Below are 16,204 nucleotides of genomic sequence, written 5' to 3' on the forward strand. Positions count from 1 at the left end.
GGTCAGATGAAGTCGTTGTTCTGCAAGTGGTCGGCGGCCGCCTGCTGGTTCCCGCTCGCAGCGGCGCGACTGTTCAACGCCTGCATCGTCTCCGCGTCGGGGATCGCGTCGGGCATCGTGTTCAGCGCCGCCACCACCGCGTCGGTGGCAACGTCCTCGTGAACGACGCCGACGGGATGGAAGAACGGCCAGAAGTTCCGGTCGTCGTCGAGCACACGAACGTTGTCGACGTCGGTGAGCCAGGCGCTGGTGCTGTACCCGAACCCCAGATCGGCGTACCCTTCGTCGACCGCAGTGCCCGCGGCCTGTGCGGACGCGGTCTCCAGGAACTCGCGCTCGGACGCCCACGCGGTCACGCGCTCGGGGTCGAACTCGTAGTAGTCGAGCAGCGCGTCCAGGCCGTCACTCCGGGAGCGGAACCCGTCGCCGAACGCGGGCCTGATGTCGTAGTTTCGGCTGTTGACGTGCGCCGCGAGGTCGCTGATCGACTGGATGCCCGTGCCCTCGACGGCGCGCTCGGCGACGAACACCGCCCACGTGTTCTGCCAGTCCGCGCGATCCAGGATGCGAATCGGGTGTTCGGATTCCATCTCCGATTTCAGCGCGTCGTACTGGGCGTCCGGCGTGTCGAAGTCGGCGCTGTCGTGTTTCGGCGGGTGCGACGACCACAGCGACCCCATGTAGTCGTAGTAGGCGTGGACGTTCCCGGTCCGGTACGCCTCGGAGATGGCTGCGTTCCCCCCGAAGCCGGTTTCGTCGACGAGGGTCGCGTTCGTGGTGTTTGCCAGGAGCTCATAGGCGACGTATCCGAGCGTCACCTGCTCGGCGTACCCCTTCGAGCCGACAACGATCGACGACGAGCCACTGTCGCCGCCGCCGGTGGATGTGGTGTCACCACCCCCGGTGATCGTGGTACAGCCAGCGACTGCGGTCGTCCCCCCTGCCGCCAGCATCCCGAGCAGCCGCCGTCGGCTGCTGGTGCTGGCGTGTTCTGGTGTGTCCATCATGTCTGGCCCTAGCCGGACTGTGTCAAAAGTCCATTGGCGATAGTATCAACGGTGATACTCACATACGATACAACAGTTAGCGCGCACAATAAGTTCGGCAGAGGATGACAGGCATGGACAGCCAGCGGATTGGCTGCTCATGTAGCATCTTCTCTGGGAGCCGCTTAGTCACATCATGATCCTCGCTTATTCGGTTGTACTCGACATCTACGTCCCAAGGGTCACTGACTGCAACTTGAAGCTACATCCCGAGACGATGGGTGATGCTCCTCTCGTTGACATCGAGCCTCAGTAACCCTGTATCCTTGTCCTTGACCTTCTCAAGAGCAACCGATACCACTTGTCGCACTTCCCCTTCGTTCATACCTATATGTTGATTGTCACGGGTTCAACGCTTCGTACTGTTCCTTAACCACATAAGCTGTTAGGCCTACAAAGAACAGGGTCGCGACTCCAACATTGTCGTCGTAATATGCGTCCGGCTCACCGTGCATTATGCGATGACGGTGTTCCCAGAAGTCGACCCACTTGTTTTTGAACTCACTTCCTTGGCCATTCTCGACGCCAAAAACAGAGTGCTGGTCGTACATTCTCTTCAAAACATCTTTTTTGCTTCCGCTGTGATAGATATCTTCTCCATTGGCATTGGTTCTGTCAGCGGGAGTATTCGAGTCGTACTCGCATAGCCAGATGATTAGACCATCTAATGCAGATATGAGGGCCAATATTCCTGAATTGAAACCCTGAATATCGTCATTGCTAGAATCTTCGGCAAGCATCTTAGAGCCATACTCTATCTGTTCTGCAATGGTCTCTAGTTCAGAGTCTCCCGTCTCTTGTAACGAGATTTGACCTTCGTGTGCCCACCTGAAGGCGTGATAGGATGCTTCATCTGATGGGGAATAGTCGCTCGGGTCGTAGTCCCATGGCGGGCCAATATTGATATGTTTCTCTGCCCCTTTTCGGGCTCGTTCAAAACGCTTCTTGGCCTTTTGTATTGCATCGGTAGCAGAGTCGATAGTCTCTTGCGATGGAAGCGAACCAGCGATACTCTCGTAATCTGGCTCAGGAATCTCTATTCCATTCACCGGATTGTCAGACATGTCGGCACAATCTCATGGCTTTTGTATAAACACCAGGAAGATCTATATCCTCAATTCGCTCGTCCTCACTCTTCGACCTCTAATGACGACTGTCCTTTCTCAGAAGGCAGCAGACAAGATTCTATGACGTTCGTTCACTCCTTTCCCGAAATGTATGGATAGAAAGCTGGCCTCGGCACTCATAGGGCTCGTCGTCCCACGGGAGCCACCCCGGGTCGGCCCGGTGGTGTCGTCATCGGCCAGTCGATAGCACGGCGGACAGCGGAAAGACGTTGCTGGTCTGGACCCGCTGTTAGTCGCCGTCCGGCGTTGGTTCCGTGGTGGCCGGCGCGGCGGCGTCGGCGGCGACCAGGCGGCTGATGGCGTCGGCACCGAGCACGGCGAACGCCACGAACGCGACCTTCGAGATGAAATCCAGGTAGACCACGACGATGGTGTACATCTCGGTTTGGAGGATGCCGATGCCGGCCGGGGACAGCAGCCAGACCACCGGATACAGCGTCCAGAGGACGACCGTGATGTTGCGAAGCGTGACGAACAGCGAGCGCACGCGGGGGTCGTCGCCGAGCGCGCGCGGCAGCGTCCCCAGGAGGCCGTACAGGAGCGCGGCGTAGCCGGCAGCGCCGACGGCGAAAAACAGCCAGCGCTGCACGCCCGTGGTGAGCGCGGCGGCGATCCCGGCGGCGATGACGAACACGTCGGCGGCGAGCAGCCAGGCGGACGTGCGGTGGCCGGGGCGGGCGAGCATCGCGAGGTACAACACGATCAACGGGGTTGTGACCAGCCAGTCGATGTACCGCGCGAGGTAGACGGTGCGGTCGCCGACGGTGGTTGCGGTGATGCCCAGCCCCATCGTGGTGTACGCGATGGCGGCCAGTCCGGTGATGCCGGCGAGTACGAGGTCGTAGCGGCGATGCGATGGGTGTCGGATGCAGTCCCGGATCGGGAGGACGGTGCCAGCGAGCATGCCGACAGCGCCGACCCAAAACCATGTCGTGAGTGCCATATCAGTAGTCCTCCGGTTCGGTGTCGTCGTGGGCGTCGAACTCGGCGAGCAGGTCGTCGAGGGCTGCGGCGCGGTCCGCGAGGTCGGCGGCGGCGTCGTCGACCGACGACAGGGTGTCGGTTTGGGTGGCGGCCGAGTCGGCGACCGCAGTGGCCTGGGCGGCGGTTTCCTGGCTGATGCCGGCGACCTCGTCGACGGCGCTTGCGACGCGGGAGGCGGCGTGTGCTTGGCGGTCGGTGGCGGCTCGGATTTCGCCGGCGGCGGTGTCCGTGTCGGCGACGAACGAGACGACGTCGTCGAGCGCGGTTGCGGCGTCGCCGACCGTCGCTCGGCCGTCGGAGACGGTGTCGCTTGTGGCGCGCATCTCGTCGGCGACGTCGCTGACTTGGCCTTGGAGCGCGAGGAGCCGTGATTCGATGTCTTCGGCGGCGTCCCGGGATTCCTCGGCGAGCGTTTTGACCTCGTCGGCGACCACCGCGAACCCGTCGCCGTCAGCGCCGGTGCGGGCGGCCTCGATGGAGGCGTTCAACGCCAGCATGTTGGTCTGGTCGGCGATGTCGGCGATGACATCGACGATCTCCCCGATGTCGGCCATCTCGCTGTCGAGGGCGTCCATCGCGTCGGCGGCGGCTTCGGCGTCGTCGGCGACGTCGTCCATCGTCTCGACGGCGTCCTCCGTGGCCTGGCGGCCGTCGTCGACCGCGCTGGCGGCCTGTCCGGCGGTGTCGGCCAGTGAGGCGACCGTTTCGGCGACTTCTTCGGCGCTGGCCGAGAGGTCATCGACTTCACCCGCGACCTCGTGGAGGCGGTCGGTCTGCTCGGTTGCGCCGTCGGAGATCTCGTCGACGGCGGTCGAGACGTCCGTTCCGGCGTCGATGGCGTCGCCGGCGTCGGCTTCGACCCGTTGGGCGGCGTCCGAGACGTGATCCGAGAACGCCGTTGCGGCGGCGACGCTGGTTTCGATGTCGTCGAGCATGTCGTTGAGGGCGTGGCCGATGCGCGCCATTGCGTCGTGGTCGCGGCTGGCGTCGACGCGGCGCGTGAGGTCGCCGTCGGCGACCGCCGTGAGCGCGGCCTCGTAGTCGGCGGCCGCGGATTCGAGGGCGCGAGCGGTTTCTTGGGCGTCCTTGCGGGCGGCTTCGGCGTCTTCCCGGGCGGCTTCGGCGTCGGCGCGCTGCTGTTCGGCGTCCTCACGGGCGTCCTCGGCGCGTGCCGTCGCGCGTTCGGCGTCGGTCAGGGATTCCGACAGGGAGTCCCGCATGGATCGGAACGACTCCGCGAGGGTTCCGAACTCGTCGTTGCGGCTGGTGTCGATGTCGGTGTCGAGGTCGCCGGCGGCCATTTCGTCGGCACGGTGGGAGAACTGCCGGAGCGCGGTGACCGTGGTCGAGCCGACAGTGACACCGATCAGTGAGAGGCTCACGATCGTGATGAGCACGAGACCGACGAGGCTGGACGCCACGAAGTCACCGAGCGCGAACGCGCGGTCGTGTGGAGCGCGCACTAGCACCGACCAGGGCGCGCCGTCGACGGGGGCGGCGGCCGTCACGGTGCCGTTGGCGTCGATGTAGGCGGGCTGTGTGCGCGACTGGTCGAGGAGCCGCGATGGGCCGTCGTGGCCGGTGAGAACGCGGTCCTGGTCGGGGTGTGAGACGTACGTGCCGTCGGCGGAAACGACGGTGGTGGTGCTTCCCGCGACGTTCTGCCCGAAGTCGTCGGTGAGCGTGTTCACGTTCACCATGTAGATGAGGGCCTTATCCGTGGTGCCAGGGATCGGCGAGAGCACCGAGAGCACGGGGAAGTCGGCCGCCGGAACGGTGAACGGTGCTGCGACGACAACGTCGCTGGTGGTCGCAAACGACGGCGGGTCGGTGGCGAACGGCGCGCCCTGCTCGCGGGGGTTCACGCCGGTGAACGCGTCGGCGGAGCTGGCCTCGATGGTTGTCGTCGAGGTGTTGTAGACGTGGGCGGCGACGACGCCATCGGGGCGTTCGTCGCTTGCCGCAAGCCCTTCGAGATAGCGTGTGATGGCCGTGTCGTTGCCGGATGCGAGCACGGGATGGCGTGATGCCAGTTGGGTCTGCCCGCGGGCGTTCGACAGCCACGCGTCGAGGTGATCGGCGCGGGCGTCTGCCGACCCGGTGAGGTCGGCCCGAACGTCGGTTTCGAGTTGCGTTGTCGTCTGCTGGTAGACGAACGTCCCCACCCCAACAGAGAGCACAACAACGACGACCAGCGCGAGGGTGAGCTTCGTGCCGTAGCTCCCCCTGATTCGTGCGACTAATCCGGACCCCATGTACTGGGTATTAGGTGTATAGTGGCAAAAAGCGTTTACACTTCGTGTGTCGTCTCAGCTGCCACAGCCGGCAATACTCGCCGCGATGGCTACAGGCCCGTGGGGTGACTGATGAACCGGGTCTCGACTCCCCAGTCGTCGGCGACCGCTTCGAGCGCACGCACCCCTCCCGTTTCGGTCGCGTAATGGCCCGCCAGGAACACTGACACGCCGGCTTCGCGGGCCTCGTGGTAGAGTTTTCCTTTCCCCTCGCCGGTGACGAGCGCGTCCATCCCGTTGGCCTCGGCCTCCCGCAGCCAGTCCGCGCCGCTGCCGGTGACGACTGCCACGTCGGTCAACTCCGCCGGCCCGACGTCAAGCACCTGTACCGGCTGGTCGCCCGTGGGCAGCGCTGCGGCGAGCGACTCGGAGAGCGCGGCCGCGCTCGTCGGGTCCGGGAGCTGGCCCTGGAGACCGATCTGCTCGCCGCTGTGGTCGCCGAACGGCGAGCGCTGTGTGAGGCCGAGCACGTCGGCCACGTGGGCTGCGTTCCCGAGTTCCGGGTGTCCGTCGAGGGGGAGGTGGGCGGCGTACAGCGCGCACTCGCCGTCGACGAGCGCAGCGATCCGGTCGTACTCGCGGCCCGTCACCGCGTCCAGGCCGCCCCAAGCGACGCCGTGGTGGACCACCAGGAGGTCCGCCCCCCACTCGACGGCGTCGCTGATCGTGGCAGCGGCGGCGTCGACGGCGAACGCGATGCGCTCGACACTGCGATCCTCGGGGCCGACCTGGAGGCCGTTGGTCGCGGCGTCGGCGTAGTCGGTGACGCGCAGTCGGTCGTTGTATCGGCTGGTGACGTCGGAAACGTCCATGCGAACCCAACCGGCCGCCGGGGTCTTTTACCCGTCGGCGTGGTGCGTGTGCACGAACTCGCGCAGCAGCTTCGCGCCGAGGGTGGGGGCCTGGCCGTCGTCCCGGTCGTTGACCTCCACGACATCGAACCCGACAGCGTGCGGGGCGACTGCGCGCACGGCCGCCCGGAGCTCCCGTGGCGACATCCCGAACGGCTCCGGCGTCCCGGTGCCCGGCGCGTACCCCGGATCGGCGGCGTCGATGTCCACGCTCAGGTACACGTCCGCGTCGCCGAACGCCGGCGTCCAGTCGGCGACGGCGCTCGGCTCGATCACGGTCACGTCAGAGTCGGCGGCGCGCTCCCACTCCTCCTCGGAGCCGGCGCGTGCGCCCACGACGATCGCTTCGTCGGCCACGTCGAGGGCGTGGCGCGTCACCGTCGAGTGGCTCAGCGGATCACCGTCGAGGGCAGCGCGCAGATCGAGGTGGGCGTCCAGGGCCACGAACACGTCCGGGTTCAGGGCGCGAACCGCCGCCACGGTCACCGTGTGCTCGCCGCCGACGAGCAGCGGCGTGGCGTCGTTCCACGAGATGTCGGTGACGACGCCGTTGAGGTATTCGAGGTACGCCGGCACGTCGTTCCACGCGCGCACGTCGCCGTAGTCAGTGACCGAGAGGGCGGAGAAGTGCGTGCCCGTCCGGTGGTGGTAGTCCTCGAAGGTCGCGGCGTACGTCCGGAGTTCACCGGGGCCGAAACGGGTGCCCGGCTGGAACGACGTCGACACGTCGAGGGGCGCCCCAACGACGACGTAGTCGGCGTCGGCTCCGGGGTTCGACTCGTCGGCGGTGCTGGCGCCAGGGAACATGCGCTACTCCTGGAGGATCTTGCGCTGCCCCTCGAATTCGAGGTATTCGATGTTCTCGTCGGCCTGAATGTCGAGCTCACCGGGGATCTGCATGGTCACCGTCTCGTAGGTTTCGAGGTCCATGACCTGCGCGACGGTGTCGGACTCCTTGGAGACGATCTGGCCCTGCTTTCGGTTGACGATCGGCACCCAGATCTTCGCGTCGACGGGCTGGCTGAGCGATCGCTTCTTGCCGTCGAAGACGCCCTCGGCTTCGATGCGGGCTTTCGCGCTGCCGTGCTTGCCGGGTTTCGCGGTGCTGTACGCGTTGATCTGGCAGGCGGCGTCCTCCATCATCACGTAGTTGCCTTCCTGCAGGTCACGCACTTCCTTCTGCTCTTTCGCCATGCCCCGGGATTCTCGCCTACGTAGTATAAACCTCTTGGAACGGACTGGCGACGGAGCGGGCGGCTACCAGGCGGTACACGCGATTCGGTGGCCGGCCGCGGTCACGTCGAAACGTGAGGCTCGGGCAGCAGGTCCGCGAACGCCTGTGCGTCCAGCCACTCGCAGAGCTGGACGAGCTGGTCGCTTGCGGCCTCGAACAGGCGTTCGCCGGTCTCGGCGGTGGCGTCCGTCTGGTCGCCGAGCACGCCGTTGTCGGTGTTGTCGATGGCGTCGTAGAACGTCCGGGAGCCGTGCTTGATCGTGTCGGCGTCGGCGACGCTGGCGACGCCGCCGTCCCGGGCGTCTTCGAGGCGGTCGTCGTGGACGTGCTCGCCGTCGAGGTACTGCATCAGCGCCGTCTCCTTGGGGCCGCCGTGGGGGCCGTTCTGGTCGAAGACCTCGTCGACGAGCTCGGGGATGGATTCGTCCCACATCCACTCGACTGCGTAGAGGGTGCCCTCGTCGCGCAGCCGGCGACCGACCTCGCGGAGGTGCGAGACGTTCCCACCGTGGGCGTTCACGAAAACGACGCGGTCGATGCCGTGGAACGCCAGGTTGCGCGTGAACGACGCCACGTAGTCCCGGAACACCGGTGGCTCGACCCACATCGTTCCCGGGAACTGTCGGTGATGGGGGCTGACCCCGACGTTCACGGGTGGCGTGCAGAGAACGCCAGTGCGGTCGGCGACCGTGCGGGCGAACGCCTCCGCGATCCGGTGGTCGGTGGACTCCGGCAGGTGGGGGCCGTGCTGTTCGGTCGAACCCAGGGGCACGAGCGCCAGCGATTCCGCGTCGAAGTAGTCACCGAGCTCGGGCCACGCCGCATCAGCAAGGTACACACGTTGTTCGGGGCTCGCTGGAAGCAAGTATCCAGCGCTCCCGGCGATCAGTCGCCGTTCGTCGCTGTGCCGGCGTCGTCGGCCTCGATCTGACTGCCGCTGCGCGCCAGCGCCGTCCCGCCGTCGTCGCCGTCGCCGTCGCGCTCCCGGAGGTTCTGGCGGGTGAACTGCGGGCTGGCCTGCAGGCCGTTGCGTCGCCGGAACGTCTTGTAGAGTGCGGCCCCGACGGCGGCGGTGAACGCCCCCGAGATGGCGGCGGCGGTCACGTCCGCCGTCACGTAGAGAAACGCCGTCGTGGGGACGCTGGTCGCCAACACGAGTCCGAGCACGACCCGCCGCGCCAGCGCGTCGATGACGCGGTTGCTGTCCTCGAGGTCGGCGCGCACGTAGAGGTCTTCGCGTTCGACCTTGTCGAGTGCGCGCTCCAGCTTCGGGGGCACTCGCAGCACCGACGTGGCCGCCGCCTGGAACTCCTCGACGGTGCCCGCGGCGAACTGCCTGATGGACTCCTCCCGGTAGCCCTGTTCGGCGAGGTAGTCGGTGGCGACGGTGATGAAGTCGAACTCCGGGTCGAGCGTGACGCACACGCCCTCGACGACGGTCGCAACACGGAGCACGAGCGCGAGGTTCGGCGGCAGCCGCAGTGGGAACTCGTAGATGGTGTCCTCGACTTTCCCGACGATCTGCTGGACGCGGTAGGTCTCGATGTTCTCCCCGCGGGCGTCCTGGATGGCCAACTCCATGACATCAGCCATCACCGCACGGTCGGCCTCCGGGGACAGCGTGCCCATGTCGATGAGCGCGTCCAGGATGGCGTCGATGTCCTGGTTCGCAACGCCCACGTAGAACTCCACGATCTTGTCCTGGATGAACGAGTCGACGCGCCCGCTCATCCCGAAGTCGTAGAACACGATGCTGCCGTCGTCCTGGACCGCGAGGTTCCCGGGGTGGGGGTCGGCGTGGAACACGCCGTCCTCGATGATCATCTGGAGGTACGCGCGTTCGAGCGTTTCCGAGACCTGCGAGCGGTCGACGCCGCGGCGCTCAAGCGTGTCTACGTCCGAGATCTTCGTCCCCTCGATGTACTGCATCGTCAACACGCGGTCGCTTGAGTACTCCTCGTAGACGGTCGGGATCACGATGTCGGGCTCGTCCGCGAAGTTCGCGCGGATCTCCGTGAGCATGCGGCCCTCGCGGCTGTAATCCATCTCCTCGCGGATGGTTTTCGCGAACTCGTCGGCTAGGTTCTCCAGGCTGAACGCCTGGCCTTGGCCGACGAACCGCACGACGATCGGGATCGACCACCGGATGGCGCGCAAGTCGGCTTCGACGAGCGATTCGATCCCGGGGCGGCGGACCTTCACCGCGACCTGCTGGTCGTCCACGTCGGCGGTGTACACCTGCCCGAGGCTCGCGCCGCTGATCGACTCCCGGTTGAACGCGTCGAAGACGTCGTCGACGGGGCCGAGTTCGTCCTCGATGACGCGCTGGGCCTCCGCCCAGTCGGCCGGCGGCACGCGGTCCTGCAGCTCCGCGAGTTCCTCGATGTACTCGGTGGGCAACACGTCCGGGCGCGTCGACAACAGCTGCCCGAGCTTGATGAACGTCGGGCCGAGCGTCAACAGCGCGTCGAGCAGGATCCGGGCGCGCTCGCGGCGCATCTCGGCGGTGACGCGGCGGCTCCCGCCGAAGGCGACGAACCGCCGTCGGTCGCGCAGCCACCCCCACAGCAGGGGGAGGAACTGCCAGACCACGACAACGAACCGTCGATAGGACCTGAGTACCGCCACCGGTCACCCCTCGACTGGAACGTGGTGGTCCGACGACGAGCGCTTGGGCAGCGACACGGTGAGCACGCCGTTCGAGACGGTTGCCGTTGCGCCGTCGGCGGTCGTGTCCGACGGCAGGGGGAGCTCCGCGTCGACGAACAGCGACCGGTCCTCGCGGCGGTACTCGAACGCCGCCGGCACCGATTTGCGGCGGTGGGCCTCGATAGAGACGGTGCGCCCGGCCACACTCACATCGACGGTCGACGGTGTCACACCGGCAACGTCGACGACGTAACGGTACGCGTCGGCGCCCTCGTGCACGTCGACGAACACGGCGTCAGGCAAGTTCCCCAGCGCGTCGCGCAAGCGGGACATGCCAGACGGTTAGAACGGCGAAGCGTTAAACCCGGTGGTATCGGCGGGTGCGCGCGCCACCCAGGCAGGGCGCTCAGGCGTCCCCATCGCCGGACGGGAACACGTCCGCGAACGACGACACGCGGTGATCGCCGAGCACGCAGTGACCGCGCTTCCCGGGGGAGTGACGTTCGACGTGAACCGCGTCCAGGCCGGCGTTTTTCGCCGCGCCAACGTCGCTGACGGCGTCACCGGCGTACACGCCGGCCGCGTCGGGCTGCGCGTCGAGGCCGCCAAGCGCTACCCGGAGCGGCTGTGGGTCCGGCTTCCAGCCGGTGTCGTCGGTACAACTCACCACCACGTCGAACCAGTCCGCGATGTCGAGGTGATCGAGAACGGGGTCGGTGAGAAACGACTGGCAGTGGGTCACCACGCCGGTCGGCGCATCGAGGCCGCCAAGCGGGCGTGCGTCGTCGTAGAGGTACGTGGCTTCGGCGCGCGCCATCGGGTCCTCGACGGCGTGGAACGCCGGCCAGAACGCCTCGGGGTCGATCCCCCACGCCCGGAGGTAGTGGTCGCGGGTGCCGCCGATCCCGTGCCAGAGGCGTTCGGCGTGCTGGTCGGTGAACTCGACGCCCAGTCGGTCGCCGACCTGATCGAACACGGACCGGGTGTACGACCACTCCGTGTCGACGAGCGTCCCATCGAGATCGAACAGCCACACGTCGTAATCGTCGACTGGCGGTGCCATCGGAGCCGGGGGTATGGACCCACGCCCGAAGAGCGTTCCGGGGCCGGCTGTGGCTACCGGCGGTCGTCGGTTCGGCGCGCCAACTCGATGTCCTGGCTCGTGACCCCGCCGGCCTCGTGGTCGGTGAACCGCACTTCGACCTCGTCGTACCGGATCGTGATCTCGGGGTGGTGGAACGCCTCGTCGGCGAGGTCGCCGACGTCTGATGCGAACGCCACGCCGTCCAGGTACTCCTCGAACGTGTACGTGCGGGTGATCGCGTCGCCATCGTGGGTCCAGTCGTCCGGCAGCCGGTCGCTGATCGTGTCGTCGTCGAGTCGGTCGGACATACGGATCGACGAACGCCAGCCAGCCCTATAATCCTACGCGGACAGGAGACCCACCAGACAGTGTCAGTCCTCGGATTCGGCGGACGCCGCGTCCCCGCCGCGCGACGCGTCGAACGGCATGCCGTCCTCGAACTCGGGGTTGAACAGTTCGAGCGCGGTCGCGATCGTCGACCAGTCGTCCTCGGCGGCGGCGTCCCGGAGGCTCTTCGTCGGGGCCGCAAGCAGCTGGCTCACCAGCGCGTCCGCCATCGACTCCACGACCTCGCGCTCGTCGGCGGACAGCGACCCGGATTCGGCTTCCAGGCGGTGGACCGCGGTCTGTACCTCCCGGCTTTTGAGGCGGTCAGCGCTCTCGTACATGCGCGCGATCACTTCGTCGGCGCGCTTGCGCTTGTACTGGGTGAGCAGCCGCTCGAACTCGGTTTCGATCATCGCCTCGACCTCGCGGGCGGCGTCCTCGCGGCGCTCGCGGGTCGCCGCCGTCACCGCCTCCAGGTCGTCGAGGTCGTGGACGGCAACGCCGTCGTGGCCGCCAGCGCCCGGCGCGACATCGCGGGGCTGTGCGAGATCGACCACCACGGTGTCACCGGCGTCCGCGAACGCGCTGGCGGGGAGCACGTGCTCGGGGCTGCCGGTGGCGGTGACCACGACGTCCGCGGCGTCGAGACGCCCGCGGGCGTCGGCCAGCGTCGTGGCTTCGGCGGGCACCGACACCATGTCCGCGACCCGGACGGCGCGGGCCGGCGTGCGGTTGGCGATCACGATCTCCGCGACGGTCGCGCTCGCGAACGCCTTCGCGGCGAGCGCGCCCATCTCGCCGGCACCGACGACGACAGCCCGGGCGTCGGCCAGCTGCGTCTTCCGCTCGGCGAGGCGCACGGCCGCCGTGCCGAGCGAGGTCGCGCCCTCGTTGATCGCGGTTTCGGTGCGCGCGCGCTCCCCGACGTGCATCGCCTTGGTCACGGCTTCCCGGAGCACGTGGTCGATGCCGCCCGCGTCTTTGGCGGCGTCGTAGGCGTCTCGGAGCTGTCCCAGGATCTGGTCCTCCCCGACCACGAGCGATTCGAGACCCGCCGCCACGCGAAGCAGGTGGCGGAGGCTGTCCTCATGCCCCATCGAGATCGCCCCGCCCCCCGCGGGGTTGAATCCGGCCCCACCGAGCGCACGGCGACCCGACGCCTGATCGGCGGTGACGACGTACGCTTCCACGCGGTGGCACGTCTGGAGCACGAACGCTTCCTCGACTGGTGGCTGCTCCAGCAGCGCGTCCAACGCCGCCTCCGTGGACGCGGCGCTGGCGGCAGCCAGTTCATCTAGTGAGGCCGTCTCGTGCGAGACGCGAACGCCAGAGACGACACCAGTGTTCCCATTCATGTCGACCAATCTACGTCGCCGACGGCTCGCGCAACGGCGGCCTCGGCTCTCACTCGAGGGTTGGCATCTCCCGTACGTAAAGCCTTCCAAACCGGCGTCGAGCGGACGACGGCGCGCACTGCGTCCCGTCGCTCAGCGGGTGATAACCCTGTCGACCGAAGGTCCTCCCGGATGCGCCCGGTCAACACCGCCATCCCGCCGGCCCCCGCGAACTCCTCGTCGATGCGCTCCCGCAGGTGCTTGGACAGCGCGGGGCTGCGCCCGCCGGTCGACACGGCGATCGTCACCGGCGGATCGCCGGCCGTCGCCGGGACGACCACGTCGCCGCTGTGGTCCCGATCCCCGGCGACGTCGGCGCGGTTCACGAGCGCGCCCGCGTCGCGGGCCGCGGCCGCGAACGCCGCGTTCACGTCACTGTCGCTGGTCGCCGCGACCACCAGCGCCGGGTCGACGCGGGCCACCCAGTCGGCCGCCCCATCGGGGTCGGGGGCGGCCCGGATGCGGTCGGCGTCCCCGAACTCGCGGTCGCCGAACGCCGGCGACACCACCACGACCCGGTCGGCTTCGGCGGCGAACCGCCGGGCCTTCCGGGCGCCGACGGCTCCGCCGCCGACCACCAGGACCGACGCCCCGTGGAAGTCGTGTAGTAGCGGGATCATGGCGCGGTCACTCCGTGTTCGCGTCCGCGCGCTCGTCCAGCCGGATGCCGGTTTTCTTCAGGATGCGCGTCGAAAAGAGGGTGTCCCAGTCGTCGTCAGTGACGTCCCAGTGGTCGTCCATCACCGACCGGACACGCTCGACGCGCGCCTCGCTTTCGGCCTCGCTGCGGCCGTGTGTCATCGCGAAGAAGTTGTACTCCCAGACGCCGTCGTGGCGGGGGCGCTGGTAGCAGTGGGTCACGAAGTCCAGCCCCGCGACCGCCGGCCCGACGTCGTCGACGGCGTCATCGGGCACGTTCCAGACGGTCATGCCGTTTTCCGTGTACCCCAGCGCGTAGTGGTTGGGGATCACGCCGACGCGGCGCACCATCCCGGATTCGTTGAACCGGCGCAGCGTCGCCACCACCCACTCGGGGTCGCGGCCGATGTCGTCGGCGACCGCACAGTACGGCGTCTCCACGACCGGCAGCCCGTCCTGAACGGCCACCACGAGGTCGCGCTCGGCGGGGGTGAGCGTGTCCCGGCCGGTCGGCTCGGAGGTCGTGCCGAGATGCGAGAGATCGATATCGCCGTCCGGGATGGGGCCGTCGACGAGGAACTTGGCTTCCACGCGGAACTCCTGTTGTTTCGGGAGGTTGTACGTCTCCTGGCCGGTTTCGGCTTCGATCTCCGCGAGCACGTCCGCGACCTCGCGGTCGGCGACCGACACCACGAACCACATGTTCAGGTGCGGGTGTTCGCGCTCGTAGTTGTGCGCCACCGCCTGGATGTCGTTGACGGTGTCCGCGATCTCGTCGAAGCGGTGCTCGGGCGCGTGCATCGCCACAAGCGAGGCCGCGCCGCCGATCTCCTCGGCGTTGATGAGCGCGCCGAACCGCGTCAATACCCCGTTCTCGTCGAGTGTCCGAACCCGGTCGCGGAGCTCCGTCGCGGAGAACTCAACCCCCCGGGACCGGAGCGCCTCGGCCGCGGGTTCGAACGGGCGCTGCACGACCGGGAACCCCCCCTGAAACGCGTTCAGGACGGCGCGATCCCGGTCGTCCAAATCCCCGATATCCATGCCCATACGTCAGGAGTCGCGGTAAATAAACAGCCCGACTCCATCCCGGATCGCTGGAATCGGCTACGCCTCGAAGCCGTCCTCGGTGACGGCGACGACGGACGTCACGCCGTCGCAGTCACGGATGCCGTCCAGGATGGCAGCGTGGTCGTCGGTGGCCTCCCAGTACAACACGACGGCGAACGCCCCGTCCCGGAGGAGTTGCTGGCACTCCCAGACGAACGCGTCGTCGTCGAGGATGCGGCCCTGGTGTTGGTTGACGCCGAAGTCGCTGTCGTCGTTGCCCGAGTACACGTACGTGTCGCCGTCCGCGACGTGGTCGGCGACGACCTGGCCGGCGTCGAGCGTGAGCTGGTGGAGCTTGCTCTCCTCGTCGTTGTCGTACGTGGTGTGGATGACTGCCCCTGCAAGCGTCACGTCGCCGGGCTGCAGCAACGCGACGGTGTCGCGGTAGAGGTCTGCGTTCGCCGTCTCGCTCATACCACACGTGTGCCGTGTCTCGGGCTTACGTGTGGCGGTTGCCGGCGCGCGCCGTGGTCGTCGGGCGACGCCACGCCCGGGCGTGTGGCGCAGCGAACAGAAGGCTCATACGTGAGAGTGCTGTCGTCTCCTGGTAATGCGAACTCGGCTGTGGGACGCCGCCAGCGCCGTCTACGAGCGCCTCCTGACCAGAGAGATCGACGGCGCGCCGGCCCACGTCGCGGTCATCCAGGACGGGAACCGGCGGTACGCCCGCGAGCACGGCGACGACCCGACCGACGGCTACCAGTCGGGCGCGCGGACGACCGAGCGCGTCCTGGAGTGGTGTTCGGACCTGGGCGTCGAGGAGCTCACGCTGTACGCGTTCTCCACGGAGAACTTCGAGCGCCCGCCCGACCAGCAACAACACCTGTTCGACCTGCTCGAATCGAAGCTCCGGGAGTTCGCGGACGCCGACCGCGTCCACGCCGACCGCGTGCGGATCCGTGCCATCGGCGACACCGGTCGCCTCCCCCAGCGCGTCCGGGACGCCATCACGTACGCGGAATCCCGGACGGCGGGCTACGACGGGTTCACGCTGAACGTCGCGCTGGCGTACGGCGGCCGCGACGAGCTGCTCACCGCCGCCCGCGGTGTCGCCGACGCGGTCGCCGCCGGCGACCTCGACCCCGCGGACATCGACGCCCAGGCCATCGAATCCCGGCTGCACACCAGTCCCGTCCGGGATGTCGACCTCATCATTCGCACCGGCGGCGACGAGCGCACGTCGAATTTCCTGCCGTGGCACGCCAACGGCAGCGAGGCCGCCGTCTTCTTCTGTACGCCGTACTGGCCGGAGTTCTCGAAAGTCGATCTGCTGCGCGCGATCCGCACGTACGAATCCCGGGCGGCGTCCTGGCGGCAGACCAGAGCGAAACGCGCGCTCGCACTGGTTCGCGCGCTCGGCAGTGAGGTGGGTGAGGCGCGCCGAGTCCTCGACCGGTTCAAGGGCGCGCTCCCGGACCCGCCCGAGGATGTCGAGGCGGAGACGCAGTCGGCGGACTGAGTGCGGCCG

18 protein-coding genes are annotated in these 16,204 nt (G+C 67.6%); 1 reads left to right on the plus strand and 17 read right to left on the minus strand.

The window, feature by feature from the left end:
- Positions 1–2: 2 nt before the first annotated feature.
- The 17 genes from JT689_RS08435 to JT689_RS08510 form a co-directional block, all read right to left on the minus strand.
- Positions 3–1,007 (minus strand): glycine betaine ABC transporter substrate-binding protein, encoded by a 1,005-nt coding sequence (locus JT689_RS08435; RefSeq protein ID WP_229373355.1) that lies wholly within the window; start codon positions 1,005–1,007, stop codon positions 3–5.
- A 241-nt stretch (positions 1,008–1,248) separates the two neighbouring features.
- Positions 1,249–1,371, minus strand: coding sequence for a hypothetical protein (locus JT689_RS12440; RefSeq protein ID WP_267875136.1), 123 nt, complete (start codon positions 1,369–1,371; stop codon positions 1,249–1,251).
- Between the two features lie 16 nt (positions 1,372–1,387).
- Complete coding sequence (locus JT689_RS08440; RefSeq protein ID WP_205250942.1) at positions 1,388–2,110, minus strand: hypothetical protein; 723 nt, start codon at positions 2,108–2,110, stop codon at positions 1,388–1,390.
- Between the two features lie 292 nt (positions 2,111–2,402).
- Complete coding sequence (gene sop2, locus JT689_RS08445; RefSeq protein ID WP_205250943.1) at positions 2,403–3,116, minus strand: sensory rhodopsin II; 714 nt, start codon at positions 3,114–3,116, stop codon at positions 2,403–2,405.
- A 1-nt stretch (position 3,117) separates the two neighbouring features.
- Positions 3,118–5,412, minus strand: coding sequence for a sensory rhodopsin II transducer Htr2 (gene htr2, locus JT689_RS08450; RefSeq protein ID WP_205250944.1), 2,295 nt, complete (start codon positions 5,410–5,412; stop codon positions 3,118–3,120).
- A gap of 89 nt (positions 5,413–5,501) precedes the next feature.
- Entirely contained in the window at positions 5,502–6,263 is a 762-nt protein-coding gene (locus JT689_RS08455; RefSeq protein ID WP_205250945.1) for a Nif3-like dinuclear metal center hexameric protein, read from the minus strand.
- Between the two features lie 27 nt (positions 6,264–6,290).
- A complete protein-coding gene (gene speB, locus JT689_RS08460; RefSeq protein ID WP_010903289.1) occupies positions 6,291–7,109 on the minus strand; it encodes an agmatinase in 819 nt (272 codons plus the stop codon).
- Between the two features lie 3 nt (positions 7,110–7,112).
- Positions 7,113–7,496, minus strand: a complete 384-nt coding sequence (locus JT689_RS08465; protein ID WP_010903290.1) for a translation initiation factor IF-5A — start codon at positions 7,494–7,496, stop codon at positions 7,113–7,115.
- 101 nt (positions 7,497–7,597) lie between these two features.
- On the minus strand, positions 7,598–8,374 hold the full coding sequence (locus JT689_RS08470) for a creatininase family protein (RefSeq protein WP_205250946.1): 777 nt from the start codon (positions 8,372–8,374) through the stop codon (positions 7,598–7,600).
- Between the two features lie 47 nt (positions 8,375–8,421).
- A complete protein-coding gene (locus JT689_RS08475; protein ID WP_205250947.1) occupies positions 8,422–10,164 on the minus strand; it encodes an AarF/ABC1/UbiB kinase family protein in 1,743 nt (580 codons plus the stop codon).
- A 3-nt stretch (positions 10,165–10,167) separates the two neighbouring features.
- Positions 10,168–10,518 carry an Hsp20/alpha crystallin family protein gene (locus JT689_RS08480; RefSeq protein WP_205250948.1) on the minus strand — a complete coding sequence of 117 codons (351 nt, stop codon included), beginning with the start codon at positions 10,516–10,518 and terminating at the stop codon, positions 10,168–10,170.
- 73 nt (positions 10,519–10,591) lie between these two features.
- A complete protein-coding gene (locus JT689_RS08485) occupies positions 10,592–11,248 on the minus strand; it encodes an HAD family hydrolase (RefSeq protein ID WP_205250949.1) in 657 nt (218 codons plus the stop codon).
- Positions 11,249–11,301: 53 nt separating this feature from the next.
- On the minus strand, positions 11,302–11,577 hold the full coding sequence (locus tag JT689_RS08490; protein ID WP_205250950.1) for a 4a-hydroxytetrahydrobiopterin dehydratase: 276 nt from the start codon (positions 11,575–11,577) through the stop codon (positions 11,302–11,304).
- A gap of 63 nt (positions 11,578–11,640) precedes the next feature.
- Positions 11,641–12,951: a glutamyl-tRNA reductase gene (gene hemA / locus JT689_RS08495; RefSeq protein WP_010903296.1), complete on the minus strand. Its 1,311-nt coding sequence runs from the start codon at positions 12,949–12,951 to the stop codon at positions 11,641–11,643.
- Positions 12,948–13,610 (minus strand): bifunctional precorrin-2 dehydrogenase/sirohydrochlorin ferrochelatase, encoded by a 663-nt coding sequence (locus JT689_RS08500; RefSeq protein WP_205250951.1) that lies wholly within the window; start codon positions 13,608–13,610, stop codon positions 12,948–12,950. Before JT689_RS08500 ends, hemA begins: the two co-directional genes overlap by 4 nt.
- A 7-nt stretch (positions 13,611–13,617) precedes the next feature.
- Positions 13,618–14,676 carry an Lrp/AsnC family transcriptional regulator gene (locus JT689_RS08505; RefSeq protein WP_205250952.1) on the minus strand — a complete coding sequence of 353 codons (1,059 nt, stop codon included), beginning with the start codon at positions 14,674–14,676 and terminating at the stop codon, positions 13,618–13,620.
- Positions 14,677–14,733: 57 nt separating this feature from the next.
- Positions 14,734–15,150, minus strand: coding sequence for a DUF5778 family protein (locus JT689_RS08510; protein ID WP_010903299.1), 417 nt, complete (start codon positions 15,148–15,150; stop codon positions 14,734–14,736).
- A gap of 136 nt (positions 15,151–15,286) precedes the next feature.
- On the opposite strand from JT689_RS08510, the gene uppS reads away from it, so the two are divergent.
- Complete coding sequence (gene uppS / locus JT689_RS08515) at positions 15,287–16,195, plus strand: polyprenyl diphosphate synthase (protein WP_010903300.1); 909 nt, start codon at positions 15,287–15,289, stop codon at positions 16,193–16,195.
- The last annotated feature ends 9 nt before the right edge of the window (positions 16,196–16,204 follow it).

The organism is Halobacterium sp. GSL-19, assembly GCF_016917855.1.
GTDB lineage: Archaea > Halobacteriota > Halobacteria > Halobacteriales > Halobacteriaceae > Halobacterium > Halobacterium salinarum.